Source organism: Bradyrhizobium sp. 31Argb, assembly GCF_043638955.1.
GTDB lineage: Bacteria > Pseudomonadota > Alphaproteobacteria > Rhizobiales > Xanthobacteraceae > Bradyrhizobium.
Map to the genome: position 1 here is coordinate 1 of NZ_JBEGDB010000001.1, position 24,353 is coordinate 24,353.

The following is a 24,353-nucleotide window of genomic DNA, read 5'->3' on the forward strand; positions in this document are numbered from 1 at the left end:
CGCGAAACTACTTCGCCGTCGTCGCCATTGCCGCCACTCTGCTCTGGATAAGGTAACTGTCCACACGGCCTAGAGCAACATCAGTTCCACTCTATCCGGTCCACAATGATCACTCGCTCTCAACGAGATCGATTCCTGCATTCCTCAAAGCTGCCATGAGAGCTTCAATATCCTCCGGCTCAACCTCTATTGGGCACAACTCGCTGAGTTGATCGAAGGTGATGAAACCTGTCGGCCGGCCAAGCTCGATTGCTTGGCGGATGATGTCCTGCAACGCCATTTTTCGCGCTCTCGGGAAATTGCGCCTCTACCTAGGGACAAGAACGTATCAGGCTTTCGGACGTCTCGGAACAAATTAAGAACATTTTAGCAAGTATTTGATATCATTCTGATTCGGCGGCATCGCCGACACAACATCTATGGCCTGTCCGTTCCCGCGAGGACTACATGTCCACTATTGCCTTCGATCAATTCGCGCTCACCCGCATCGCCGACTTTGCGCGCTCGCTGTCGCGCCTGCATCAGGCGTCCCGCCGCCAATGGGTCGATGACGACCAGATCGACCGCGAGTTCAACGCGGTCTGCATGTCGATCTGGGGTTACACCATCGACGACATCAGCGACGACTTGTTCTCACCCGCGGATCACGCCTGGCTCGATTCGCTCGACGAAGCGCATGCGCGCATCTTTGCCGCCGAGCAGGGCTATGACCTCGTCGACGACCAGGGCATGCTGACGGACTGGTGGGGCTATTGCTGGATGATCCTCGCTGAAAAGCGCGGACTGCTGACGCCGGAAAACCGTGCCGCAGCGCGTGCGGCGATCGAGGAGAAATATCGCGCCGCGCCGAATGTCATCGGGGTGATCGTCGGGCGGTGAAGTTCGCAATGACGGTAGACTAATTGATCTCCGCCCGCTTCGCCTTCGGCGCGGCTGATTTCGGCACGACGGTGACCGGCGGTGCGCCGTCATGGCTCGTGTCCGGCTGCGGCGCTTCGCCGACCGTTTCGGCCGCGACCGGCGCGACCTTCATCTCGCCGAGCCGGGCACGGAGTTCGGCGGTGAGACCGGGGTAGGACGCGACCGGCGTGAAGTCGGCGCTCTGGTTGTTGCCGACCCGGACGCCGGTATAGGCAACCAGGCCATCGGTGGTGGCGACCACGTCGCCGGCGCGAAGTGAGGTATCGAGCGTGAGGTCGACCGGCGCGAGGCCGGCGGGATCGCGGCCGTTGCAGGTGCAGTCTGCGCGCAATGACTTGCGGTAGGCGAAGGCGTTCTCACTGTCGGCATAGCGTTCGCCGGCCGACGAGGTCGCGTAGTCGATGCTGCCACCGTAATAAACCTTGGTGGTAGTCGCCGGACAGAACGCCTGGCAGAGCTGAACCGGTGTCGCGCTGCCGCGCAAGCTCAGCGGGAAATATTTGCCGTCGCAGCTTCTGACGCAAAAGGCCGGGCCGGAACCGGCAACGCGCGGCGCGGGCGCAGCCTGCGGCTGTTGCTGCTGGTTGAGGCCGAACGGATCAAAGAAATTGGGTTGTGGCTGGCCCTGTCGCGACTGCTGCTTCTGCCCGCCGCCGAAGAAGAAATCGAGCAGCCCTTCCGCCGAGACTTGCGCGGGCGCGAGCGTCAGCGCGCCCACAACGGTTGCGGCAACGAGTGTCACGTGGCGCCGCACGCGACTATCAGCAAACCCTCTACGCAACGCCAACTCCACCCGACAGAGCCAACAGAGCCGAGACGTCGTCTCCGCGCGATTCACCCTAATGTGGGATGGTAAACGAGCAGTTGATTGCGGAAGAACTATGGAGATGAGCGCAATCTCGCGCGGTGTGCCGATGCGGCAACACTAGAGCGGGATGACTATTCTTCGAATCGTCATCCCGCTCTAGCTTTTTTGAGCATGATCTTTTCGGAAAACCGGTTCCCACTTTTCCGGATCGTGCTCTAGCTCTTCAGGAACTCGCCCGCTTTGTACAACGAGCGGAACGGCAGGCCGGCTTCCGCGAACGTTTCTGTTGCGCCTTCCTCGCGGTCGACCATGGTGAAGACCAGCGCGACGTCGCCGCCGGCCTCGCGCACGGCTTCCACCGCCTTCATCGCCGAGCCGCCGGTGGTGGTGACATCCTCGACGATCACGATGCGCTTGCCCTGCAGCGTCTCGCCTTTGGCAAGTCCCTCGACCGCAAGCTTCGCGCCATGTTCCTTCGGCTTCTTGCGCACGAAGAAGGCCGCGATCGGATGGCCCTTGATCCAGGAGAGCTGCGCGATCGCGCCCGCGAGCGGCACGGCGCCCATCTCCAACCCACCGACGAAATCGAGATTGTCGTCCTTCAGCGCTTCATAAGTGAGCTCGGCGAGCAATGCGGCGCCCTCGGGATCCAGCATCGTCGGCTTGAGGTTGAAATAGAAATCGCTCTTGCGGCCCGAGGCCAGCGTGATCTCGCCGCGCCCGAAAGAGCGCTTACGGATGATCTCGGCGAGGCGGGCGCGGGCGGCTGATTTGGACAAAGGCGGCTTTCCGGGTCGTTTACGGTGGCGCGCAATCTATCGGCGGTCGTGGCGAGATTCCAGCGCCGAAAGGTTCCCGTCAACAACGCCCCGCGTCGCATGTGGCGCGGATCCATATTCGCAAAGGCTGGTTGTAACGGTGTCCGGTTCCGCGCTAGGGATGCCTCAAACGATTGTGGGGGAAGCGAAAATGACCATCGAGCTGCACACCTGGAACACGCCGAATGGCCGCAAAATCTCGGTTGCGCTGGAGGAGATGGGGCTGCCTTACCAGGTGTTCCCGGTGAACATCACCAAGGGCGAGCAGATGGCGCCGGCCTTCCTCGAAATCAGCCCGAACAACAAGATTCCCGCAATCGTCGACCCGGACGGCCCCGGCGGCAAGCGGGTCAGCGTATTCGAATCGGGGGCGATCCTGCTCTATCTCGGCGAGAAGACCGGAAAGTTCCTGCCCAAGCCCTTGATCGAGCGCATCCCGGTCTATGAATGGCTGATGTGGCAGATGGGCGGTTTTGGGCCGATGCCAGGTCAGGTGCACCATTTCATCGCGCTCGAGAACGAGCATGACCGCGCCTATGGCCTGAAGCGCTTTATGACCGAGACGCTTCGCCTCTACGGCGTGCTGAACCGCCGGCTCGAAGGCCGCGACTTCGTCGCCGACGATCTGTCGGTCGCCGATTTCGCCATCCTCGGCTGGGCCTGGCGCCACCCGCGCCACAAGGTCAATCTCGGCGATTTCCCCAATGTCGAGCGCTGGTACAACAAGCTGATGGCTCGTCCAGGCGTGAAGGGCGGGATGGAAGCGAAGCTGGATTAGGTTTCGTCATTGCCGGGCTTGACCCGGCAATCCATCCTCTTCGTAAATTATCCCTTGTCTGCTGCTGCAGACGATGGATGCGCGGGTCAAGCCCGCGCATGACGAGCGAGAACTCACGCTCTCCTCGCCTCGAACGCCATCTTCATCGCAAGCCCCGCCAGCACGGTCCCCATCAGCCAGCGTTGCAGCAGCAGCCACGCCGGCCGCGTGCCGAGGAACAGCGCGATCGAGCCGGCGGCGAGCGCGATCATCGCATTCACGCTGACGCTGATCGCGATCTGGATCGCGCCGAGCGCGAGCGACTGCGTCAGAACGCTGCCTGTGGGATCGATGAACTGCGGCAGCAGCGCCAGATAGAGCATCGCGATCTTCGGATTCAGCAGGTTGGTAACAAATCCCATCGCGAACAGCTTCCGGGGGCTGTCGACCTGCAGCTTCTTCACCTGGAACGGCGAGCGCCCGCCGGGCTTCAGCGCCTGCCACGCCAGCCACAACAGATAGGCCGCGCCGGCAAAGCGCAGCGCGTCATAGGCATAGGGAATCGCGAACAACAGCGCCGTGATGCCGAACGCCGCTGATAGCATGTAGAACACGAAGCCGAGCGCCACCCCGCCGAGGGACACAATCCCCGCCGCCGGTCCCTGTGTGATCGAACGCGAAATCAGGTAGATCATGTTCGGCCCCGGCGTCAGCACCATGCCGAACGAGAGCAGCGCAAAACCGAGCAAAGCGGAGGTGTGGGGCATCAGGAACTCGCGGGAGGATGCACGTTTCTAACGTGCGTCGTGCCGCGATTCCATTGCGCAATTGCTCCGAGAGCATTTTTGCTGTCGTCGTCCGGACGGGCGACGACGGAGAGAGCTCAATGCGCCTCGTCCCAATTGTTGGCGGCGCGGGCGTCGACCTGCAGCGGCAGCGACAGGATCACGGCCGGGAATGGCGCGTCCTGCATCACATGCTGCACGACGGGCAGGGTCGCAGCGACTTCCTCGTCGGGGACCTCGAAGATCAGTTCGTCATGCACCTGCAAGAGCATCTGCGCTGAAAGCTTCTTCTCGGCGAGCACTCCTTCGATGCGGGTCATGGCGCGGCGGATGATGTCGGCGGCGGAGCCCTGCAGGCGGGCGTTGATCGCGGCGCGCTCGTTGAAGGCGCGGACCGAGGCGTTGCTGGCCTTGATATCAGGGTAGTAGCATTTGCGGCCGAACAGCGTGGTGACATAGCCATTGCGGCGGCAGAAATCCTTGGTCTCGTCCATATAGGCGCGGATGCCCGGGAAGCGCTCGAAATATTTCCTGATGTAAGCGGAAGCCTCTTCACGCGCGATGCCGAGCTGGTTGGCGAGGCCGAAGGCCGAGATGCCGTAGATGATGCCGAAATTGATCGCCTTGGCGCGGCGGCGCACTTCGCTCGGCATGTCCTTGATCGGCACGCCGAACATTTCGGATGCGGTCATGGCGTGAATGTCGAGGCCGTCGCGGAACGCCTGCTTCAGCACGGGGATGTCGGCGATTTCCGCGAGCAGGCGCAGCTCGATCTGCGAATAATCAGCCGATACCAGCTTGTGCCCGGGCGTCGCGACAAAGGCGCGGCGGATCTTCCTGCCGTCCTCGGTACGCACGGGGATGTTCTGCAGGTTCGGTTCGTTCGACGACAGCCGGCCCGTCGTGGTCGCCGCCAGCGCATAGGTGGTGTGGACGCGGTGGGTCTGCGGATTGACGTAGGTCGGCAGCGCGTCGGTATAGGTCGATTTCAGCTTCGAGACCTGCCGCCACTCCAGGATCTTCTTCGGGAATTCGTAGCCCTGCTCGGCGAGGTCGTCCAGCACCTGCGCCGTCGTCGACCACGCTCCGGTCTTGGTCTTGGTGCCGCCGGGCAGTCCCATCTTGCCGAACAGGATGTCGCCGATCTGCTTCGGGCTGCCGACATTGATCGGCTCGCCCGCGATCTGCTGGATCTCGGCCTCGACGCGCGCCGCGGTCTGGGCGAAATCGCCTGACAGCCGCGACAGCACCTGGCGGTCGATCGAGATGCCGCGCCGCTCCATCCGCGCGAGCACCGAAACCAGCGGCCGCTCCAGCGTCTCATAGACGGTCGCCATCCGCTCCGCGACCAGGCGCGGCTTCAATACGCGCCACAGCCGTAGGATCACGTCGGCGCTCTCGGCGCAGTGCTCGGTCGCCTTGTCGATCGCGACCTGGTCAAACGTCAGCTTGTTCTTGCCGCTGCCGACGAGTTCGTTCTCGGCGATCACGGCGTGCCCGAGCCAGCGCTCGGCCAGCGATTCCAGTGCATGTGACCCGCGCCCGGCATCGAGCACGTAGGAGATCAACTGCGCATCGTCAAAGTTGCGCAGCGTGATGCCGGCTTGCGCCAGCATCACCGCGTTGAACTTGACGTCGAAGCTGACCTTCAGGATGCCCTGCGACTCCAAGATCGGCCGCAAGGCTTCGATCGCCTGCTCGAACTTGATCTGGTCCGGTGCCAGGCCTGCGTCGAACAGCCCGCTGCCGCCGCCCGCCTGCTTGTGGGCGAGCGGGATGTAGGCGGCGTCATCCGGGCCGAGCGCCAGCGCGATGCCAGAGATTTCCGCCTGCATCGGATCGATCGAATTCGCCTTCGCCTGGACCGCGACATGGCCGGTATCGTGAATTCGCGCGATCAACGCGTTGAGCTGATCGAGGCTCTTGATGGTCTGGTATTTGCTGCGATCGATTTTCGTCTTGCGCGCGGCCTCGGCGCGTGCTTCCGCGAGCACAATCGGCGTGCCCTTGAGGCTCGAGCCCTTGTCCTCCTTGCCGGCGGGCTTATTGCGCTCCTTGGCGGCAGGCGCGGGCTGCACGGACCCGCCGGGACCCGGCGCGGGCTCGACGCCCGAGGGCGGCAATGGTGTAAACACGCTCGCGCCGCTCTTGTTGCCGGGATCGGGCTCGATATCGGACGGGTCGATCTGCCCGTATTCGGCGACGCGGCGGGTCAGCGTCGAAAACTCCATCGCCTTCAGGAAGGCGATCAGCCGGCGCGGATCGAGCTCATGCACGGCAAGATCGTCGAGCGGCACTTCGAGCTCGACCTTGTCGTCGAGCAGCACGAGCTGCCTCGAAATACGCGCCTTCTCGGCATTCTCGACCAGCGCCTCGCGCCGCTTCGGCTGCTTGATCTCGCCGGCGCGGGTGAGCAGGGATTCGAGATCGCCATATTCGATGATGAGCTGCGCCGCGGTCTTGACGCCAATGCCGGGGACGCCCGGCACGTTATCGGTGGAATCGCCGGCCAGGGCCTGCACCTCGACCACCTTTTCCGGCGGCACGCCGAACTTCTCGATCACCTCTGGAATGCCGATACGGCGATCCTTCATGGTGTCGTACATGGTGATGCCGTCTGTCACGAGCTGCATCAGGTCCTTGTCGGAGGACACGATCGTCGCGCTCGCGCCGCGCTCGGCGGCGATCCGGACATAGGTCGCGATGAGGTCGTCCGCCTCAAAGCCGACCTGTTCCAGGCAGGGCAGGTCGAAGGCGCGCACCGCCTCGCGGATCAGCGCGAATTGTGGGATCAGGTCGTCGGGCGCCGGCGGCCGGTGCGCCTTGTAGTCGGGATAGATCTTGTTGCGGAAGGTGATCTCGGACTTGTCGAAGACGATGGCGAGATGGGTCGGCCGGTTGTCCTCGGGCATCTCGCGCAAGAGCTTCCATAGCATGTTGCAGAAGCCGAGCACGGCATTGACCTGCAGCCCGTCGGACTTGCGGTTCAGCGGCGGCAGCGCGTGGTAGGCGCGGAAGATGTAGGAGGAACCGTCGACCAGGAACACATGGTGGCCCTTGGCCGGAGCCTTGGCGGCAACGGGCTTGGGGGCGGCTTTGGGTTCTGTCTTGGCTGAGGTCTTGGAGGCTGATTTCGGCATGGCCGAAATTTAGGGATTTTTGCAGCAAATGACAGCCTTGAGGTGCGGAATTTTGGTCCGCTGACACGGCTATCCCCGCTGTCATCATCCGCGAAGGCGGATGATCCAGTATTCCAGAGCGGTCGAGGCATGCGGAGAGGTCGCCGCATACTGGATTGCCCGGCCAAGCCGGGCAATGACGGCGGTGTGCTACTCCGCGGCCTGCAATACTGCTGCTTTCTTCGGTGCGATCCAGAACGTGGCGGGGCGCTCGAACAGGAAGTTGGCACGGAGTGCGAGCGCCACGCGCCAGATCACGAGCGAGCCAATGAGGCCGGTGATGGTGACGAGCAGCGAGATCAGACCGATGTCGTGGATCACGCCGCTGCGCAAGAGGCCGACGCGGGCGATCACCATCGGCAGGAAGAAGGCGAGATAGATCACGATCGAATGCTCGCCGCAGAAGCGCAAGGCGGTGAGCCACTTCATCCGCGCCAGCAGCGTCCCGGTGACGACGATGGCAAACGCGCCCGCAAATCCCAGTGCCAGCGAGACGAGCGGCCATTCGCTCACTCCCGCGATCACCAGTCCGCCGTTGACCAGCACCCATAGCGCGAGCCCGGTCAGCGCCAACATCGGCGCGGAGCGGGCGCGGTTCGACAATTTGAAGACGTAGGGCGCAAAGAGATAGCCGGCATAGAAATAGACGAAGCGCGCGCAGAACTCGTCGATCACGGTCCAGCCGGTCACCACATGTGCCATCTCAAGTCCGGCGGCCAGCGCCAGAATCGCGAGCGGCGGCAGATGGCGTGTCAGTTTTGTGACGACGAAGAAGATCGGCAGCAGATAGATGAACCACAGCGTGCCGAACGGCTCGATGAAGGATTCGAGATAGAGATAGCCGGTATGGCTCCAGCTCGTCTCGGCGGCAAAGGCCGGCGCCTTGAACGCGAACTGGATCGTCACCCACAGCACATAGAAATAGGCGAAGTGGACGACCTTGCGATCGAGATAGGTACGCCAGTCACGGTCGATCACGAGCGAGAGGAACAGGCCCGAAATCAGGAAGAAATCCGGCATCCGGAACGGCTTTGCGAACATCACGACCGCATGCATGAAGCCAGTCTCGCCGGCGGCGGCCTCCACTCCCAGGACCGAATGCATCATCACGACCATGACGATGCAGATGCCCTTGGCGTAGTCCACCCAATCGACGCGCCCGTCCGGCGATGCGGCGGAACGCAGGCTCGCGGAGGTTGTCCCGTTTGCGGTCATGACTGTCCTGTTTCGGCGCGCATTTGGCGCATCTTCGGCCGGATCGGTTGCTATCGCCTTTATTCATACAAATGACATGCCGCTCGTGCCTGTTTTTTGCCGTTTCCTCCTGGCGGGCAAATGTTCTAAGACGCTGACCGGAGTTGCGGAATCGTTAACGATAGCAAGCGGGTGGTTTCATGCGCATCGCCATGATTGGCACGGGTTATGTGGGACTGGTGTCCGGCGCGTGTTTTGCGGATTTCGGACACCACGTCACCTGCGTGGACAAGGATGTCGAGAAGATCAACGCCCTTCGCCGCGGCGAAATCCCGATCTTCGAGCCGGGGCTGGACGCCCTCGTTGCTTCCAATGTGAAGGCCAGGCGGCTCGACTTCACAACGGATCTGAAGGACCCGGTCGCCGAAGCCGACGCGGTCTTCATCGCGGTCGGCACACCGTCGCGCCGCGGCGACGGCCATGCCGATCTCTCTTACGTCTATGCCGCCGCCCGCGAGATCGCCGGTGCGCTCAAAGGCTTCACGGTGGTGGTGACCAAATCGACCGTGCCGGTCGGCACCGGCGACGAGGTCGAGCGCCTGATCCGCGAAGCCAATCCGGCCGCCGATGTTGCGGTCGCCTCCAATCCGGAATTCCTGCGCGAGGGCGCCGCGATCCGCGACTTCAAGTTCCCGGACCGCATCGTGGTCGGCACTTCCGATGAGCGCGCGCGGAAAGTGCTCGGCGATGTCTACCGGCCGCTGTCACTCAATCAGGCGCCGCTGATGTACACGGCGCGGCGGACGGCGGAGCTGATCAAATACGCCGCGAACGCATTCCTCGCGACCAAGATCACCTTCATCAACGAGATCGCCGATCTCTCCGAAAAGGTCGGCGCCGACGTCCAGGAAGTCGCGCGCGGCATCGGGCTCGACAACCGCATCGGCTCCAAGTTCCTGCATGCCGGCCCCGGCTTCGGCGGCTCCTGCTTCCCCAAGGACACCCGCGCGCTGATCAAGATCGCGCAGGACCACGATGTGAATCTGCGAATCGTGGAGGCCGTGCTCGGCGTCAACGACAACCGCAAGCGCGCGATGGCACGCAAGGTCGTCAACCTCGCCGGCAATTTGCGCGGCAAGACGGTCGCCGTGCTCGGCCTTACCTTCAAGCCGGAGACCGACGACATGCGGGAGGCGCCGTCGATCCCGATCGTCACCGGCCTCTTGGACATGGGCGCGAAAGTGCGGGCCCATGATCCTGTCGGCATCGAGCAGGCGCGCAAGGAGCTGCCGGATATCGAATATTGCGATGATCCCTATGAATGCGTGACCGGCGCCGATGCCATGGTCGTCGTCACCGAGTGGGTGCAGTACCGCACGCTCGACCTGGAGCGGCTGAAGAGCCTGTTGCGGCAGCCGGTCGTGGTCGACCTGCGGAACATCTACCGCCCTGAGGACATGGCCGCGCACGGCTTCAGCTATGAGAGCGTTGGCCGCGCACCCGAACCGCTGGTTTGATGAACATTACCTTTCGTCATGGCCGGGCTTGTCCCGGCCATCCACGTTCTGTTTTCTCCTTTTTGACAAGAGAGACGTGGATGCCCGGGACAAGCCCGGGCATGACGAGGTAGTGAGACCGTGCCCCGTCATTTCGACACCCCACTTCCAATCGACGCAGTGCTCCCCGAGCTCGCGACGACGCTTGCCGCGAAGAACACGGTCGTGCTCGTCGCGCCGCCCGGCGCCGGCAAGACCACGCGGGTGCCGCTGGCGCTGCTCGACGAGCCCTGGACCGAGGGCAAGAAGATCATCGTGCTGGAGCCGCGGCGAATCGCGGCCCGCGCCAGTGCAGAGCGGATGGCGCAGACGCTTGGCGAGCGGGTCGGCGAGACCGTCGGCTATCGCGTCCGCTTCGGTTCGAAAGTATCGCGCGCAACCCGCATCGAGGTCGTCACCGAAGGCATCTTCTCGCGCCAGATCCTCAACGATCCCGAACTCGCTGGCATTGCCGCAGTCCTGTTCGATGAATTTCATGAGCGTTCGCTTGATGCCGATTTGGGGCTTGCGCTGGCGCGTGATGCGCAACAGGGCTTGCGCGAGGATCTTCGCCTGCTCGTGATGTCGGCAACGCTCGACGGCGCCCGTGTCGCAAAGCTGCTTGGTGATGCTCCCGTCGTGGAGAGTGAAGGCCGCGCCTTTCCGGTCGAGACACGCTATCTCGGCCGCAAAGTGGACGTTCCGCTGGAACGGCAGATGGCGGACGCGATCGCGACTGCCCTTCGTGCCGACCCCGGCTCGGTGCTGGCGTTCCTGCCGGGCGCCGCCGAGATCCGCCGCACGCAGAATTTTCTCGAAGAGCGCATCCATGACGCCGCGATCGAAATCGTGCCGCTGTTCGGCGCGCTCGACGCCAGCGTCCAGGATCGCGCCATCGCGCCGGCGCCCAAAGGTTACCGCAAGGTGGTGCTGGCGACCTCGATCGCCGAGACCTCGCTGACCATCGAGGGTGTCCGGATTGTCGTGGATTCCGGCATGTCGCGCGTGCCGCGCTATGAGCCCGACATCGCCCTGACGCGCCTGGAAACCGTGCGCGCTTCGCGCGCCGCGGTCGACCAGCGTCGCGGCCGTGCCGGCCGTACCGAGCCCGGCGTCTGTTACCGGCTCTGGGACGAGCCGCAGACAGCCTCGCTTGCCCCTTACACGCAGCCCGAGATTCTCTCCGCCGACCTGTCCTCGCTGGTGCTCGACCTCGCGCAATGGGGCGTAAGCGACGCTTCCGGCCTTGCTTTCCTTGATCCGCCGCCCGCGCCTGCCTGGAACGAAGCAAGCGTGCTGCTGCGCGAACTCGGCGCGCTCGATGTCGACGGCCGGATCACGGCGGAGGGCCATAGCCTGCGCGCACTGGCGCTGCCGCCGCGGCTCGCCCGCATGATCGTGGATTCGGCGCGGTTTGGCGCGGCGGCAGGAGCCGCAGAGATCGCAGCGGTGCTCACCGAACGCGGGCTAGGCGGCGACAGCGTCGATCTCGATGTCAGGCTCGATCAGTTCCGTCGCGACCGCTCGCAGCGCGCCTCGAGCGCGCGCAGCCTCGCGCAGCGCTGGGCCTCGCAGGTGACTTCGCCGAAAACGTCCGAGGCCACGGGCGAGCTCTCCACCGGCACGATGCTGGCCTTCGCCTTTCCCGATCGAGTCGCCCGCAACCGCGGCAATGGCAGCTTTGTGCTCGCCAACGGCCGCGGCGCCAGCGTCGAGCAGACGTCTTCACTTGCGCGTTCATCCTATATCGCGGTCGGAGAGTTGACCGGCACGGCGGCGAGCGGCCGGATTTTGTTGGCGGCGCCGATTACGCCGGAAGAGATCGAGCTGCGTTTCGCAAGTGAGATCGAGACCACGGAAGACATTTCGTTCGACCGCAGTGCGGTGGCGCTGCGCGCACGGCGCAAGCGCACGTTGCACGCGATCACGCTCTCGGAAGCGCCGCTGGCGCTGTCACCCTCCGCGGAGACCGCACGCGTGCTCGCCGACGGCTTGATCGCCGCAGGTCTCGACAAGCTGCCGTGGTCGAAAAACCTGAAGCAATGGCGTGACCGCGTGATGTTCCTGCGCAAGGCCGAAGGCGATAGCTGGCCGGATCTGTCGGACGAGGCGCTGGCGCGGGAGCGTGAGGCCTGGCTGGTGCCGGCGCTTTACGACAAGACCTCGCTGAAGGAGTTCTTGGCCGGCGATCTCTCGGATGCGCTGATGGTGCTGTTGCCCTGGAATCTGCGTGCCCGGCTGGAGCAGGATGCGCCGACCCATTTCGAGGCGCCGACCGGCACCCAGCTTGCGATCGACTACGAGGCCGAGCAGGGCCCGACCATCGCGGTCCGGCTGCAGGAGTTGTTCGGGCTCAACACCCATCCGTCGATCGCCAAGGGCGCCGTGCCGCTGGTGCTGGAATTGCTCTCGCCGGCGCAGCGCCCGGTGCAGGTGACACGGGATCTGCCGGGCTTCTGGCGCGGCAGCTACGCCGCGGTCCGCGCCGATCTGCGCGGGCGCTACCCGAAGCACCCCTGGCCGGAAGACCCGGCCACCGCCGTGCCGACGCGCCGGGCCAAGCCGCGCGGGACGTAATCCGCACCCCTGCGATTGCCGCTTGCCGTTAACGCTTCACTCATCCTTTTCGCGAAAATGGCAGGCTCCATCGCCGCTGTCGGTCGCGACTTGGCCGATGGCGTGGTGAAATCGGCCAGTTCCCGGAAATGTGCGTGGCGTCATGCGTAACATAATGATCTTCGCCGCCATCCTGATCGGCCTCGGCAGCTTCATGGCGCAGATGGCGGACAAGATGACGCCGGCCTCCGCGTCCGCCACGACCGCTTCGAAGAGTATCCCCGTTCAGACCGTGGCGCAGGGCGGCGGCCGCACGCTGAGCATTCCCCGCGACTCCCGCGGACATTTTGCGACGGACGGCCGCATCGACGGCCAGCGCATCGACTTCATGGTCGACACCGGCGCCTCGCTTGTTGCGCTCAATGAGAAATCTGCCGCACGCTTCGGCTTGCGCCCGTCGCGCGGCGACTACACCGCGACCGTCAGCACCGCCAACGGCACCATCAAGGCCGCGCGCACCCGCCTTGCCATGATCGATCTCGGCGGCCTCATCGTCCGCGACGTCGACGCCATGGTGCTGCCGGACGAAGCGCTTTCGGAAAACCTGCTTGGCCTGTCCTTCCTGTCCAGGCTGAAGCGCTTTGAATATGCCAATGGCCGGCTGGTGCTGGAGCAGTAAGAGGCCGCGCCGTCTTACGTACTGGAAAATGCCTGCGCTGCGGCTATATTCAGGCCATGCGCCGTGATGATGTCATTGCCAGATTGAAGGGGACCGAGCCCGCGTTGCGGGCCGTCGGCGTCGGCGCTCTTTACCTGTTCGGTTCTTACGCTCGTGACGAGGCGGGTTCAGACTCGGACGTGGACCTCTTTGTCGATCCTGCGTCTGATCGGGATTTTGGTTTCCTTCCGTTCATGGAGGCCTACGAGGCGCTGCAACAGGCGCTCGGCCGTCAGGTCGAAGTCGGCTATTCGACGCGCGCAGGATTGTCACCCTACATCCGCGCGGATGTAGAACGGGAAGCTGTGCGGATTTTTTGATGGCCGCGAGCAAGAGCCCACGCGCACGGTTGCTTCACATTTGCGATGAAATCGAAGGCGTTGCAGCTATAGCGGCAGAACTATCCTTCGAAGAATATCAGGCAAGCTATATTCACCGCCGCGCCATCGAGCGCGCTGCGCAGATCGTCTCAGAGGCTGCCAAGGCGCTACCGAACGATCTTTTGGCGCGGCACAGCGATGCTCCCTGGTCGTCCATCATAGGGATAGGGAATATCCTGCGGCACGAGTATCAACGACTTGATGACAAGCAGCTTTGGGAGATCGCGACGGTTCATCTTCCGGCGCTGGAGCCCATTGTCAGGCGAATGCTCGCAGAGCTTGAAGATTAGGCACCAGCCCGATTGAGCACGCGATAACAGCGCTCAAGAGTCTCGAAATCCGCCGCAATTGTCAGCCAATAGCAGCCAATCCCACCTTTCGCCGCGGTCCGCCTTTGGCTATTGGCTGCGGCATTGATCATCACGCTCTCGCGAGGCTGCCACAAGATGTTTCCCAAGCCCAAGCCCGTTCTGGTTCCGAACACTTATGCCTTCGAATCCGAGCCGATGGTGAAGCCGACCGGGTTTCGCGAATATGACGCGCGCTGGCTGTTCGGCAAGGAAATCAATTTGATGGGCGTGCAGGCGCTGGGCATGGGGCTCGGCGCGCTGATCGCGGAACTCGGGGTCAAGCAGGAGATCGTGACCGGCCACGATTTCCGCGGCTATTCCGCCTCGATCAAATATGCGTTGATCTCCGGGTTGATGGCTGCGGGCTGCAAGGTGCACGACATCGGGCTGGCGGTGACGCCAATGGCCTATTTCGCGCAGTTCGACCTCGACGTGCCCTGCGTCGCGATGGTCACCGCCTCCCACAACGACAATGGCTGGACCGGGGTCAAGATGGGCGCCAATCGCCCGCTGACCTTCGGCCCCGACGAGATGACGCGATTGAAGGAGATCGTGCTCGGCGCCAGCTTCAACAACAAGGCCGGCGGCTCGTATCAATTCCACGAGAATTTTCCGGCGCGCTACATCGCCGACCTCACCGACCGGGCGAAGCTGACGCGCAAGCTCAAGGTGGTGGCCGCCTGCGGCAACGGCACCGCCGGCGCGTTTGCGCCGCAGGTGCTGGAGAAGATCGGCTGCGAGGTGATCCCGCTCGACACCGAGCTCGACCATACCTTTCCGAAATACAATCCGAACCCGGAAGACATGGAGATGCTGCACGCAATCCGCGATGCGGTCTTGCAGCACAAGGCCGATGTCGGTCTCGGCTTCGATGGCGACGGCGACCGCTGCGGCGTGGTCGACAACACCGGCGAGGAGATCTTCGCCGACAAGGTCGGCGTGATGCTGGCGCGCGACATGTCGGCGATCCACAAGGATGCGCAATTCGTGGTCGACGTGAAGTCGACCGGCCTGTTCATGACCGATCCGATCCTGCAAAAGCAGGGCGCGAAAACCGCATACTGGAAGACCGGCCACTCCTACATGAAGCGCCGCACCAACGAGCTCGGCGCGCTCGCCGGCTTCGAGAAGTCCGGCCACTTCTTCTTCAACAAGCCGTTCGGCCGCGGCTATGACGACGGCCTGGTTTCGGCGATCGCGATCTGCGAGATGCTCGACCGCGCGCCCGGCAAGTCGATGGCCGACCTGAAGAACGCGCTGCCCAAGACCTGGTCGTCGCCGACCATGTCGCCGCACTGCGCCGACGAGGCCAAATACGGCGTGGTCGACGCCGTCGTGAAGCACTTTGAGGATTTGCAAAAGCAGGGCGCCAAGATCGGCGGCCAGGCGATCCGCGATCTCGTCACCGTCAACGGCGTGCGCGTCACGGTCGAGGACGGGAGCTGGGGCCTGGTGCGCGCCTCCTCCAACAAGCCGGAGCTCGTGGTGGTGGTCGAAAGCCCGGTCAGCGAGCAGCGCATGCGCGACATGTTTGAGACCGTGGATAGCGTGCTGCGCACGCATCCGGAGGTCGGCGAGTACAATCAGAAGATTTGAGAACGTCTTCACCTCGTCATTGCCGGGCTTGACCCGGCAATCCATCCGGAAAGGGACTCTTTGCGAAGATCGATGGATACGCGGGTCAAGCCCGCGTATGACGACTTGTAGCAGCGGCTCGAGTGAGGCAATCCTCTTCTACGCCGCCGGCACCGGCAGCGCGGTCACCGACTTGATCTTCTCCATCGCAAAGCGCGAGGTGACGTTCTTCAGTGGCACGGCGCTGATCAGCTTCTTGTAGAAGATGTCATAGCTCGACATGTCCGCGACGACGACGCGCAGCATGTAGTCGACGTCGCCGGCCATCCGGTAGAACTCCATCACTTCAGGCATGGCGCTCACCGCGTCAGCGAATTTGCGCAGCCAGGCCTCGGAATGGTCGGAGCTCTCGACCGACACGAACACGGTGATGCCGAGCCCGATCTTGTTCTGGTCGACCAGGGCGACCCGGCGCAGGATCACGCCATCCGCCTCGAGCCGCTGGATGCGCTTCCAGCAAGGAGTGGAGGACAGGCCGACCCGATCGCCGATCTCGGCAACCGAGAGAGAAGCGTCCTCCTGCAGCACGGTCAGGATTTTGCGGTCAATGGCGTCAAGCCGGCGGTTGGCGTCATGCAGCGATACGGCGAGCTCGGTCATGAGAAGAAAGTTCCATATGAGGAGGTTAAATCCCTCATATATAGAAAAATCTTCTAAAGCAAGCCTATTGGCTGCTCTCGGCCGGGCGAGCGCTCTGGTCCTGCCCCAAAAACTGTTCAACTTCAGTGTGTTGCGCGGGCACTATGCGCCCGCGACGTCTCCCCCATGCAGCCAACGTCCGACCAGATGATGGGCTATGGCGAAAGGATGTGGACCAGCCAGGCCATCGGGATGCTGCCGCTTGAGCATCAAGGTCGCTTCCGCACGATCGAACCAGCGCGCATCCTCGAGCTCGGTGCGGTCGACGATGATCTCCTCATTGGTTGCGCGCGCGGTGCATCCGATCATCAGGGATGATGGATAGGGCCAGGGCTGCGTCATGTAATAATTGACCTCGGTGCAGCGGATTCCCGACTCCTCGAAGATCTCGCGCCGGACCGCGTCCTCGATGGTCTCGGCGGCTTCGACGAAACCCGCGAGGCAGGAATACATCCCCGGCGGAAATTGCTTCTGGCGGCCGAGCAGGCATCTGTCGCCGTGGGTCACCAGCATGATGACAACAGGATCGGTGCGCGGAAAATGCTCGGCCTTGCAGCTCGGGCATACGCGCTTCCAGCCGCCTTCCTTCATCGCGGTGCGCGCGCCGCAATTGGCGCAAAAGCCATGGCGCTGGTGCCAGGTCACCATGGATTTTGCCATCGCGATCGCCGAGAGCTGGTCGGGTGGGACGGTGCCCTGCATCGCCATGCCGCGCAGTTCGGTAACAGCGACATCGCTGCGGCCAACCAGATTTTCCGCTGCCTGCGGCGCAATGCCCATGCCGAATACCGGCGCGCCATCGCGCAGTCCCAGGAACACCGTGCCTGGATTGGCGCCGAATTTCAGCGCCTCCTCGACCGAAAGCAGCGCCCGCGGGCCGCTTTCCTCCTGCTTCACCACCAGCGAGTCGCGGTAGATCACGTAAGCGCGGGCGTCGCCGCGGCTTTCCAGCGCGAACAGCTTCTCCTCATTGGTGCGCAGATGCGCGGCGCGGTCGAGAACATTGGTGACGAAAGCCGGCTGCCCCAGCGGAAAATTATTGAATGCTGACATCTATTCTTCAATCCAACCAGATCTTGCGGCGAAGCGCGCTGATGAAATTCTGCACTTCTTCGGCATCATGCGCCAGCGGCGGAACCACGCCCCATACCGGGCGCGGCCAGGCGGCGTCGCTGGTACGGCGCGCGATGATGTGAACGTGAAGCTGCGGCACCGCATTGCCAAGCGCTGCGATATTCAGCTTGTCGCATTTGGTGATTTCCTTCAGGGCGCGCGCGACGCGGGTGATCTCGGTCATGAGCTGCGCCTGCTCGACCTCCTCGAGATCGATGATCTCCACCGCGCCCGCGCGGCGCGGCACCAGCAATAGCCAGGGGTAATTGGCATCCTTGATGACCAGGACCCGGCACAGCGGCAGGTCGCCGATGTCGATCGTGTCTTCCTTGAGGCGTGCGTGCAGTGACCAGGCGGAGGTGTCAGAGGGCATGTGGGTTCCAGTGCGGCCATCGCTGATCTGATGGCGTCGGGCCAAAAGTGACCTGAAATGGACACCGCTCGCAACGTCATTTCAAGGCGCCATCATCCGCGAAAGCGGATGATCCAGTATTCCGCGATAGCGGTGCTCAGGCCGTGAGGGCGCGGGCGTACTGGATACCCCGCCGGAGCCTGTCATCAGGCTCGCCGACGGCGAGGGGTATGACGGGGCTAAGACCGGCTTGCTTTCCGGTCCTTTTGGCCCCAAATAGGGATCGGGAGATTGGCGGTGGACGAGCCACTCGCCAACCGGGTCAGGTCCGGAAGGAAGCAGCCCTAACGAGGTCCGGATCGGGTCGCTCGTCAGTCTCCTACCTGTTTTTCCGAGCGAATCATGCATAAGCCGGCCTGTTCCGCGGTTTTGCATTTGATTCCGCTCCTTTCCGCAAAGCCGGCCCGAGAGACATTCAATTGCGGATCGACCAATGAACGACGCTGGCGCTCCCCCAAATCAGGCTGACGGCGCCGGCGAGGCTGGCCTCAATGCGCCCGAGGCCGCGCGGCCCTACCGGGTGCTGGCGCGCAAATACCGCCCCTCCAGCTTTGACGATCTGATCGGCCAGGAGGCCATGGTGCGGACGGTCTCGAACGCGTTCGAGACCGGACGAATCCCGCAGGCCTGGATCCTGACCGGGGTGCGCGGGGTCGGCAAGACCACCACCGCCCGCATCCTGGCCCGTGCGCTGAACTATGAATTGCCCGACGGATCGGTGAAGGGGCCGAGCATCCAGATGCCCGTGCTCGGCCTGCACTGCCAGGCGATCATGGAAAGCCGGCACATGGACGTGCTGGAGATGGACGCCGCGTCCCACACCGGCGTCGACGATGTCCGCCAGATCAATGACAGCGTGCGCTATGCACCGGCGAGCGCCCGCTACAAGGTCTACATCATCGACGAAGTCCACATGCTCTCGACCGCGGCCTTCAACGCGTTCCTGAAAACGCTCGAAGAGCCGCCGGAGCACGCCAAGTTCGTCTTTGCCACCACGGAAATCCGCAAAGTCCCGGTCACGGTGCTCTCGCGCTGCCAGCGTTTCGACCTGCGCCGGGTCGAGGCCGATGTGCTGATGAAGCATCTCAGTAACATCGCGGCCAAGGAAGGCGTCGAGGTCGAGCCGGAAGCGCTCGGCATCATCGCGCGCGCCGCGGAGGGCTCGGTGCGCGATTCGCTGTCGTTGTTCGACCAGGCGATCGCGCATGCGGCCGGAACCGTGCGCGCGGAGGAAGTGCGGCAGATGCTCGGGCTTGCCGATCGCACCCGGGTGATCGACCTGTTCGATTCGCTGGCGCGCGGCGATATCGCGGCCGCCTTCACCGAATTCCGCGCGCAATATGATGTCGGCGCCGATCCGGTCGTGGTGCTGTCCGACCTCGCCGAATTCGTCAATTTCGTTACCCGCGTGAAGATCGTGCCGGCTACCGCCGACAACGTGGCGTTCGGCGAGACCGAGCGCGTCCGCGCCCGCGAGTTCGCGGCCAAGCTGTCGATGCGGGTGCTGTCGCGGATGTGGCAGATGCTGCTCAAGGGCATCGCCGAGGTGCAGACCGCCACCCGCCCGGCCGCCGCCGCCGAGATGGTGTTGGTGCGGATCGCCTACGTCGCCGACCTGCCGACGCCGGACGAAGCCATCAGGATGATCGAGCAGAACGGCGGCGGCGCGGCGCCGGTGGTCGCGGGCGGCGCGACCGCATCGCGGGCTGCGTCATCGGCGCCCGTCTCCTCGATCGCGTCATCGCCGGTGCGTGCTTCCGCCGTGGCGCCCCGCGCCAGCGCGGAGGCCTCGCTGCGACCGCAGGCTGCGGCGCCCGAGACGCAATCGGCGCCTGCGCTCCGCATCACCAGCTTCATGCAGCTTCTCGCGCTCGCCGGCGAGAAACGCGATTTGATGACCAAGGGCGCGCTCGAAGCGGATGTGCGGCTGGTGCGCATCGAGGACGGACAGCTCGAAATCGCGCTGGAGCCGCATGCCTCGCGCGGCCTCGTCACCGATCTCTCGCGCAAGCTGGAACTATGGACCGGCCGCCGCTGGACCGTGATCGTCTCCAACGAAGCCGGGCAGCCGACCGTTCGCTCGCAAAATCTCGCCGAGAAGAGCCAGCGCGAGCGCGCGGCCGAAGCCGATCCGCGGGTGAAGGAGGTTCTGGCCCGCTTTCCCGGCGCGAAGGTCGTCGAGGTGCGCAGACTTGCCGCCGAGCCGGCGGAGACCGATATTGTCGGCGAAGACCCCATCGAGAGCGGCGACGGGGACGATTAGCTTGATCCGGAAAAGTGGGGACCGGTTTTCCTTCGCGACAAACGCGTAGCGTTGGCGCGGAGATCATGCGCGAACACATTGAAGGGACCACCGATGGCTGATTTTCTCGGCATGATGAAGCAGGCGGCGCAGTTGCAGTCCAAGATGCAGGCGATGCAGGAAGAACTCGGCAACGTCGAGGTCGAGGGCATTTCCGGCGGCGGCCTCGTCGCCGTGCGCATGAGCGCGAAGATGGAGGTCAAAGGCGTCAGGATCGATCCGTCGCTGATGAAGCCGGAGGAACGCGAGATCCTTGAGGACCTCCTGGTCACTGCGCATAATGACGCGCGGCGCAAGGCGGAACTGGCGGTGCAGGAGAAGATGCAGGCGCTCACCGGTGGGCTCGGCCTGCCGCCCGGGCTTGGTCTCACCTGAAATGGCCGCAAGCGTCGCCGGACCTGAAATCGAGCGCCTGATCCAGCTTCTGGCGCGGCTGCCGGGCCTCGGGCCGCGCTCGGCCCGGCGCGCGGCGCTGCACCTGATCAAGAAGCGCGAAGCCTTGATGACGCCGCTCGCTTCGGCGCTGCAGGTGGCGATCGACAAGATTCAGGTCTGCAAGACCTGCGGCAATATCGATACGCAGAATCCCTGCACGGTCTGCACCGATCCGCGCCGCGATCCTTCCATCATCGTCGTGGTTGCCGACGTCGCCGATCTCTGGGCGCTGGAACGGGCGAACGCGACCAATGGCCGCTATCACGTCCTTGGCGCGACGCTGTCGCCGCTCGACGGCGTCGGCCCGCAGGATCTCACCATCGATCAGCTCGTGGCGCGCGCGCATGATCCGCAGGTGAACGAGATCATCCTGGCGCTGAATGCAACCGTGGATGGCCAGACCACGGCGCACTACATCACCGATCTGCTTCAAGAGGCCAATGTCCGAGTGACCCGGCTGGCGCATGGCGTGCCGGTCGGCGGCGAGCTTGATTACCTTGATGAAGGTACGCTATCCGCTGCTATGCGGCAGCGAACGCTTTTCTAGCCAAACACAACGGAACTGAACGAGATGACGAACCACCGATTCGGCATTCGCCTGTGCTTTGCGGTCATTCTGGGAGCGGTGCTTGCCGCGCCCGCCGCGCTGGCCCAAGAGGAGGAGGCCGCGCCGAAGCCGGGCAAGCCGATCCATGCCGGCGAGGTGCTGTCGGGCGAACTCAACACGCTGCGCGTCCGCGACATCAAGAAAGCCGGCAAGCGCATCGCAACCTATCAGCTTACCAGCGAACCGCGCCGCCTGCCGCCGCCGAACGGGCTGTGCAATCTCGAGACCGGTCCTGAGACGTTCCAGCTTGTCCCCGCCAACGACGCCCAGGCCGCGCAACTGAGGCCTTTTGTCGGCAAGGAAATCTCGGTGAAGGTCGACGAAGTCGCCTGCGCACAGGAAGCGGGGCAGATGAGCGAGGCGGTGGTCACCAAGTGGAGCGTGGTGACGAAGCACTAAGGTTTGGCCTCGTAGCCCGGATGCAGCGAAGCGTAATCCGGGATTCTTGGGAAACAACCTCGACTGTCCCGGATTTCGCTGCGCTCCATCCGGGCTACGTTCTAAACCTTCACCGGCCCGAGCTCGTCGAAATGCCCGCGGCGCTGCAGCCAGGCGAGCAGGATCAGGCTCGGGATCGCGACCAGCACGCAGATCGCGAAGAACACCGGCCAGCCTGTCGCTTTGGCTACGAAACCAGCGCCTGACGAGAGATAGGTGCGCCCCACAGCGGCGAGCGCGGTGAGCAGTGCATATTGCGTCGCCGTGTGCAGGGGATTGCGGCACAGGGCCGAGAGATAGGCGACGAAGATCACGGTGCCGATCGCGCTGGTGAAGTTCTCGCAGGTGATCGCGAGCGCGAGCGCCCACTGGTTGACGCCGACCAACGCGAGCCAGGAGAAGGAGAGGTTGGCGAGCGCCTGCACGATGCCGCCGATCCACAGGCTGGTTGCCAGCGAATAGCGTCGCGCCACGAAGCCGCCGGCAAAGCCGCCGATCAGGGTCGCGGCCAATCCCACGCCTTTGACGATCGCGGCGTAGTCGACCTTGCTGAAGCCGATATCGATCACGAACGGCGCCGTCATCGTGCCAGAGAACGCATCGGTGAACTTGAACAGCACCACGAAGGCAAGCGCCGCAATGGCATCGCGCCGGCTCAGGAACTCGGAGAAGGCGCCGACCGCCGCGCGGATCACGCGCGAGAACGCTGTTTCCGCGGCCGTGGCCGCTTCGGCGTCCTTCGACTGCGCCGGTTCGGTTGCAACCAGCGCGGTGATCATGCCGATCACGACGAGGGCGGCCATCACCACATAACCCCACATCCATGCCGACGAGCGCACCAGGCCCTCGCCCTCAAAGCCGCTGACGATGAACAGCGCGCCCGCGGTCGAGACCAGCATGCCGATGCGATAGGCGGCGACATAGGACGCCATGCCGGCGGCCTGCTCGCTCTCGGGCAGGCTCTCGACGCGGAAGGCATCGACGACGATGTCCTGTGTCGAGGAGGTGGTGGCGACCAGCAGCGCGGCAAAGGCGGCGAACCAGGGTGAATGTGCGGGATCGGCGATCGCGAGCAGCAGGATGGTGGTGATCAGCAACAGTTGCGAGAACAATAGCCAGCCGCGGCGGCGTCCGAAATGTCGGGTGAAGAACGGCACATGCAGCGCATCGACCAGCGGCGCCCAGAGGAATTTCAATGTGTAGGGCGTGCCGACCAGCGCGAGCAGGCCGATAGTGCCGAGATCGACGCCGACCTCGCGCATCCACACCTGCAGCGTCGACCCGGACAGCGCCAGCGGCAGGCCTGACGAGAAGCCCAGCACCAGCACGATCAGGACGCGCGGCTGCAGATAGACGGCAAGGCTGTCGCGCCAGGAGGTGGCGGCAGGCTCGGCTTTCTCGGTCGCGGCGGCTGTCGCTTCAGGCGCGGTCATGCAGCCCTGTTAGCAGATTCGATGGGAAAATCTGCCCCTGTCCTACTCGCCCGCCTGCAGCTTGGGCGGGGCGGGGAACAATTCGGGCCGGCCGCTCGGCACGATCCGCGGCAGTTCCACCGGGGCGTCCGATTTGCTGAAATCGAGCTCCTCGATCCGGCCGGCGCGCTTCTCGATCTTGTCGGCGGAAACCAGGATCTGGCGCACGTCCTCGTTCACCTGCGAGAAATGGTTCTGCAGCTTGAGCACGCGGTCGCGCAGCCGCGACAGATCGTCGCCGAGCTTGATCACCTCGGTGCGGATCTGGTCGGCTGCATCGCGCATCCGCGCGTCCTTCATGATCTGCTGCATCACCTGGATCGCGAGCATCAACAGCGAGGGCGACACCAGCACCACGCGGGCGCGGTAGGCCTTCTGGATCACATCGTCGAAACCGTCATGGATCTCGGCATAGACCGATTCGGACGGCACGAACATCAGCGCGGTATCCTGGGTCTCGCCGGCGATCAGGTATTTCTCCGCGATGTCGCTGACGTGCTTCATCACGTCGTTGCGCAGGCGCTGGCTGGCAATCTTGCGTTCCTCGTCGCTGCGCGCATCGTGCAGGGCGGTCATCGCCTCCAGCGGGAATTTCGCGTCGATGCAGAGCGGGCGCTGGTCGGGCAGGAACACCACGCAGTCCGGCCGCTTGCCGCTCGAGAGGGTGAACTGGAATTCGTAGGAATCCTTCGGCAGTCCGTCCTGGACGATCGCTTCCATCCGCGCCTGGCCGAAGGCACCGCGCGACTGCTTGTTGGCGAGCACGTCGCGCAGCGTCGTCACCTGCGTCGTCAGGTCGGTGAGGTTCTTGTGCGCGTTGTCGATGATGCCGAGCCGCTCATGCAGATGGCGCAGGCTGTCCATGGTGTGGCGCGTGGTCTGTTCCATGGACTGGCCGACGCGATGGGTGACCGAATCCAGGCGCTCGTTGACGGCGCGCGCCATCTCGGTCTGGCGGCCGGCAAGCGCCTGCGTCATCGCATCGACCCGGCCGCTCGCCTCGCTCTGGGCGCGCAGCACCTCGCTGAGCCGCTCTTCCAGCTCATCGGCGCGGATGGTCTGCGCGACAGCTAGTTCTGCGCCGCGCCGGGAGGACCGCGCGATCACGATGGCGATCGTCAGCAGCAGGACGAGCACGAGCACACCGAACGCAACCAGCGCGTCGGCGATGCGGACCGGCCAGTCGCCGACCATGAAGAGAATCTCGTTCATAGAAGCGCTATAGCCGATTCGCTGGCGGGCGCGAACGAAAGTGGAACATTTATGGTTAACAAGCCGTGAAGTTTCATGGTTAAGAAT

At 63.9% G+C, this 24,353-nt stretch carries 23 protein-coding genes and 1 other RNA gene; 13 read left to right on the forward strand and 11 right to left on the reverse strand.

Annotation, left to right across the window (positions count from 1 at the left end; all coding sequences use genetic code 11):
• Positions 1–109 precede the first annotated feature (109 nt).
• On the reverse strand, positions 110–280 hold the full coding sequence (locus tag AAFX91_RS00005) for an RNA polymerase sigma factor region1.1 domain-containing protein (protein ID WP_130582098.1): 171 nt from the start codon (positions 278–280) through the stop codon (positions 110–112).
• A gap of 167 nt (positions 281–447) precedes the next feature.
• On the opposite strand from AAFX91_RS00005, the gene AAFX91_RS00010 reads away from it, so the two are divergent.
• On the forward strand, positions 448–879 hold the full coding sequence (locus AAFX91_RS00010) for a hypothetical protein (protein ID WP_130582097.1): 432 nt from the start codon (positions 448–450) through the stop codon (positions 877–879).
• A gap of 19 nt (positions 880–898) precedes the next feature.
• On the opposite strand, the gene AAFX91_RS00015 is transcribed toward AAFX91_RS00010, so the two are convergent.
• Together AAFX91_RS00015 and pyrE are read right to left on the reverse strand one after the other, a co-directional pair.
• Positions 899–1,663 (reverse strand): DUF2865 domain-containing protein, encoded by a 765-nt coding sequence (locus AAFX91_RS00015; protein ID WP_394565154.1) that lies wholly within the window; start codon positions 1,661–1,663, stop codon positions 899–901.
• Positions 1,664–1,944: 281 nt separating this feature from the next.
• Positions 1,945–2,508 carry an orotate phosphoribosyltransferase gene (gene pyrE, locus AAFX91_RS00020; RefSeq protein WP_394565155.1) on the reverse strand — a complete coding sequence of 188 codons (564 nt, stop codon included), beginning with the start codon at positions 2,506–2,508 and terminating at the stop codon, positions 1,945–1,947.
• A 190-nt stretch (positions 2,509–2,698) separates the two neighbouring features.
• Between pyrE and AAFX91_RS00025 the strand changes: the two genes are divergently transcribed.
• Positions 2,699–3,325: a glutathione S-transferase family protein gene (locus tag AAFX91_RS00025; protein ID WP_394565156.1), complete on the forward strand. Its 627-nt coding sequence runs from the start codon at positions 2,699–2,701 to the stop codon at positions 3,323–3,325.
• A 113-nt stretch (positions 3,326–3,438) separates the two neighbouring features.
• On the opposite strand, the gene AAFX91_RS00030 is transcribed toward AAFX91_RS00025, so the two are convergent.
• The 3 genes from AAFX91_RS00030 to AAFX91_RS00040 all read right to left on the reverse strand — a co-directional run bounded on the left by AAFX91_RS00030 (position 3,439) and on the right by AAFX91_RS00040 (position 8,483).
• Complete coding sequence (locus AAFX91_RS00030; RefSeq protein ID WP_282532524.1) at positions 3,439–4,071, reverse strand: LysE family translocator; 633 nt, start codon at positions 4,069–4,071, stop codon at positions 3,439–3,441.
• A gap of 116 nt (positions 4,072–4,187) precedes the next feature.
• Positions 4,188–7,229, reverse strand: a complete 3,042-nt coding sequence (gene polA, locus AAFX91_RS00035) for a DNA polymerase I (RefSeq protein ID WP_394565157.1) — start codon at positions 7,227–7,229, stop codon at positions 4,188–4,190.
• Positions 7,230–7,418: 189 nt separating this feature from the next.
• Positions 7,419–8,483, reverse strand: a complete 1,065-nt coding sequence (locus AAFX91_RS00040; RefSeq protein ID WP_394565158.1) for an acyltransferase family protein — start codon at positions 8,481–8,483, stop codon at positions 7,419–7,421.
• A 179-nt stretch (positions 8,484–8,662) separates the two neighbouring features.
• On the opposite strand from AAFX91_RS00040, the gene AAFX91_RS00045 reads away from it, so the two are divergent.
• The 6 genes from AAFX91_RS00045 (at position 8,663) to AAFX91_RS00070 (ending at position 15,597) form a co-directional block, all read left to right on the forward strand.
• Entirely contained in the window at positions 8,663–9,979 is a 1,317-nt protein-coding gene (locus tag AAFX91_RS00045) for a UDP-glucose/GDP-mannose dehydrogenase family protein (protein ID WP_130582092.1), read from the forward strand.
• A gap of 120 nt (positions 9,980–10,099) precedes the next feature.
• Positions 10,100–12,574, forward strand: a complete 2,475-nt coding sequence (hrpB, locus tag AAFX91_RS00050; protein WP_394565159.1) for an ATP-dependent helicase HrpB — start codon at positions 10,100–10,102, stop codon at positions 12,572–12,574.
• A gap of 142 nt (positions 12,575–12,716) precedes the next feature.
• Positions 12,717–13,232 carry a TIGR02281 family clan AA aspartic protease gene (locus tag AAFX91_RS00055; RefSeq protein ID WP_130582091.1) on the forward strand — a complete coding sequence of 172 codons (516 nt, stop codon included), beginning with the start codon at positions 12,717–12,719 and terminating at the stop codon, positions 13,230–13,232.
• Positions 13,233–13,288: 56 nt separating this feature from the next.
• Positions 13,289–13,591 carry a nucleotidyltransferase family protein gene (locus AAFX91_RS00060; RefSeq protein ID WP_394565160.1) on the forward strand — a complete coding sequence of 101 codons (303 nt, stop codon included), beginning with the start codon at positions 13,289–13,291 and terminating at the stop codon, positions 13,589–13,591.
• Complete coding sequence (locus tag AAFX91_RS00065) at positions 13,591–13,941, forward strand: DUF86 domain-containing protein (RefSeq protein ID WP_394565161.1); 351 nt, start codon at positions 13,591–13,593, stop codon at positions 13,939–13,941. Before AAFX91_RS00060 ends, AAFX91_RS00065 begins: the two co-directional genes overlap by 1 nt.
• Positions 13,942–14,097: 156 nt before the next feature.
• A complete protein-coding gene (locus AAFX91_RS00070) occupies positions 14,098–15,597 on the forward strand; it encodes a phosphomannomutase/phosphoglucomutase (RefSeq protein ID WP_394565162.1) in 1,500 nt (499 codons plus the stop codon).
• Positions 15,598–15,735: 138 nt separating this feature from the next.
• On the opposite strand, the gene AAFX91_RS00075 is transcribed toward AAFX91_RS00070, so the two are convergent.
• From AAFX91_RS00075 to AAFX91_RS00085, 3 genes are all read right to left on the reverse strand, one after another.
• The gene (locus AAFX91_RS00075) at positions 15,736–16,236 is read right to left on the reverse strand and encodes an Lrp/AsnC family transcriptional regulator (RefSeq protein WP_130584054.1); all 501 of its coding nucleotides are present in this window, start codon (positions 16,234–16,236) and stop codon (positions 15,736–15,738) included.
• Between the two features lie 141 nt (positions 16,237–16,377).
• Positions 16,378–17,328, reverse strand: a complete 951-nt coding sequence (gene nudC, locus AAFX91_RS00080) for an NAD(+) diphosphatase (protein ID WP_394565163.1) — start codon at positions 17,326–17,328, stop codon at positions 16,378–16,380.
• Between the two features lie 7 nt (positions 17,329–17,335).
• Positions 17,336–17,761, reverse strand: coding sequence for an HIT domain-containing protein (locus AAFX91_RS00085; RefSeq protein ID WP_130584053.1), 426 nt, complete (start codon positions 17,759–17,761; stop codon positions 17,336–17,338).
• Positions 17,762–18,026: 265 nt separating this feature from the next.
• Here AAFX91_RS00085 and ffs point away from each other — a divergent pair.
• From ffs to AAFX91_RS00110, 5 genes are all read left to right on the forward strand, one after another.
• An RNA gene (gene ffs / locus AAFX91_RS00090) (signal recognition particle sRNA small type) lies at positions 18,027–18,123 on the forward strand.
• Between the two features lie 110 nt (positions 18,124–18,233).
• Entirely contained in the window at positions 18,234–20,063 is a 1,830-nt protein-coding gene (locus AAFX91_RS00095; RefSeq protein ID WP_394565164.1) for a DNA polymerase III subunit gamma/tau, read from the forward strand.
• Positions 20,064–20,156: 93 nt separating this feature from the next.
• Positions 20,157–20,477: a YbaB/EbfC family nucleoid-associated protein gene (locus AAFX91_RS00100; RefSeq protein ID WP_130584317.1), complete on the forward strand. Its 321-nt coding sequence runs from the start codon at positions 20,157–20,159 to the stop codon at positions 20,475–20,477.
• A 1-nt stretch (position 20,478) separates the two neighbouring features.
• Complete coding sequence (gene recR, locus AAFX91_RS00105) at positions 20,479–21,084, forward strand: recombination mediator RecR (RefSeq protein WP_130584318.1); 606 nt, start codon at positions 20,479–20,481, stop codon at positions 21,082–21,084.
• A gap of 24 nt (positions 21,085–21,108) precedes the next feature.
• Positions 21,109–21,543: a hypothetical protein gene (locus AAFX91_RS00110; RefSeq protein ID WP_130584319.1), complete on the forward strand. Its 435-nt coding sequence runs from the start codon at positions 21,109–21,111 to the stop codon at positions 21,541–21,543.
• A 101-nt stretch (positions 21,544–21,644) separates the two neighbouring features.
• On the opposite strand, the gene AAFX91_RS00115 is transcribed toward AAFX91_RS00110, so the two are convergent.
• Both AAFX91_RS00115 and AAFX91_RS00120 read right to left on the reverse strand, forming a co-directional pair.
• Complete coding sequence (locus tag AAFX91_RS00115) at positions 21,645–23,015, reverse strand: AmpG family muropeptide MFS transporter (protein WP_130577772.1); 1,371 nt, start codon at positions 23,013–23,015, stop codon at positions 21,645–21,647.
• 42 nt (positions 23,016–23,057) lie between these two features.
• Positions 23,058–24,266: a DNA recombination protein RmuC gene (locus AAFX91_RS00120; RefSeq protein ID WP_130577773.1), complete on the reverse strand. Its 1,209-nt coding sequence runs from the start codon at positions 24,264–24,266 to the stop codon at positions 23,058–23,060.
• Between the last annotated feature and the right edge of the window lie 87 nt (positions 24,267–24,353).

Bases quoted from the DNA above. Each gene is read 5' to 3' on its own strand.
- AAFX91_RS00005 (WP_130582098.1), bottom strand. From the start codon at position 280: ATGGCGTTGCAGGACATCATCCGCCAAGCAATCGAGCTTGGCCGGCCG.
- AAFX91_RS00010 (WP_130582097.1), top strand. From the start codon at position 448: ATGTCCACTATTGCCTTCGATCAATTCGCGCTCACCCGCATCGCCGAC.
- AAFX91_RS00025 (WP_394565156.1), top strand. From the start codon at position 2,699: ATGACCATCGAGCTGCACACCTGGAACACGCCGAATGGCCGCAAAATC.
- AAFX91_RS00030 (WP_282532524.1), bottom strand. From the start codon at position 4,071: ATGCCCCACACCTCCGCTTTGCTCGGTTTTGCGCTGCTCTCGTTCGGC.
- polA (WP_394565157.1), bottom strand. From the start codon at position 7,229: ATGCCGAAATCAGCCTCCAAGACCTCAGCCAAGACAGAACCCAAAGCC.
- AAFX91_RS00040 (WP_394565158.1), bottom strand. From the start codon at position 8,483: ATGACCGCAAACGGGACAACCTCCGCGAGCCTGCGTTCCGCCGCATCG.
- AAFX91_RS00045 (WP_130582092.1), top strand. From the start codon at position 8,663: ATGCGCATCGCCATGATTGGCACGGGTTATGTGGGACTGGTGTCCGGC.
- AAFX91_RS00055 (WP_130582091.1), top strand. From the start codon at position 12,717: ATGCGTAACATAATGATCTTCGCCGCCATCCTGATCGGCCTCGGCAGC.
- AAFX91_RS00060 (WP_394565160.1), top strand. From the start codon at position 13,289: ATGCGCCGTGATGATGTCATTGCCAGATTGAAGGGGACCGAGCCCGCG.
- AAFX91_RS00065 (WP_394565161.1), top strand. From the start codon at position 13,591: ATGGCCGCGAGCAAGAGCCCACGCGCACGGTTGCTTCACATTTGCGAT.
- AAFX91_RS00070 (WP_394565162.1), top strand. From the start codon at position 14,098: ATGTTTCCCAAGCCCAAGCCCGTTCTGGTTCCGAACACTTATGCCTTC.
- AAFX91_RS00075 (WP_130584054.1), bottom strand. From the start codon at position 16,236: ATGACCGAGCTCGCCGTATCGCTGCATGACGCCAACCGCCGGCTTGAC.
- nudC (WP_394565163.1), bottom strand. From the start codon at position 17,328: ATGTCAGCATTCAATAATTTTCCGCTGGGGCAGCCGGCTTTCGTCACC.
- AAFX91_RS00085 (WP_130584053.1), bottom strand. From the start codon at position 17,761: ATGCCCTCTGACACCTCCGCCTGGTCACTGCACGCACGCCTCAAGGAA.
- AAFX91_RS00095 (WP_394565164.1), top strand. From the start codon at position 18,234: ATGAACGACGCTGGCGCTCCCCCAAATCAGGCTGACGGCGCCGGCGAG.
- AAFX91_RS00100 (WP_130584317.1), top strand. From the start codon at position 20,157: ATGGCTGATTTTCTCGGCATGATGAAGCAGGCGGCGCAGTTGCAGTCC.
- recR (WP_130584318.1), top strand. From the start codon at position 20,479: ATGGCCGCAAGCGTCGCCGGACCTGAAATCGAGCGCCTGATCCAGCTT.
- AAFX91_RS00110 (WP_130584319.1), top strand. From the start codon at position 21,109: ATGACGAACCACCGATTCGGCATTCGCCTGTGCTTTGCGGTCATTCTG.
- AAFX91_RS00115 (WP_130577772.1), bottom strand. From the start codon at position 23,015: ATGACCGCGCCTGAAGCGACAGCCGCCGCGACCGAGAAAGCCGAGCCT.
- AAFX91_RS00120 (WP_130577773.1), bottom strand. From the start codon at position 24,266: ATGAACGAGATTCTCTTCATGGTCGGCGACTGGCCGGTCCGCATCGCC.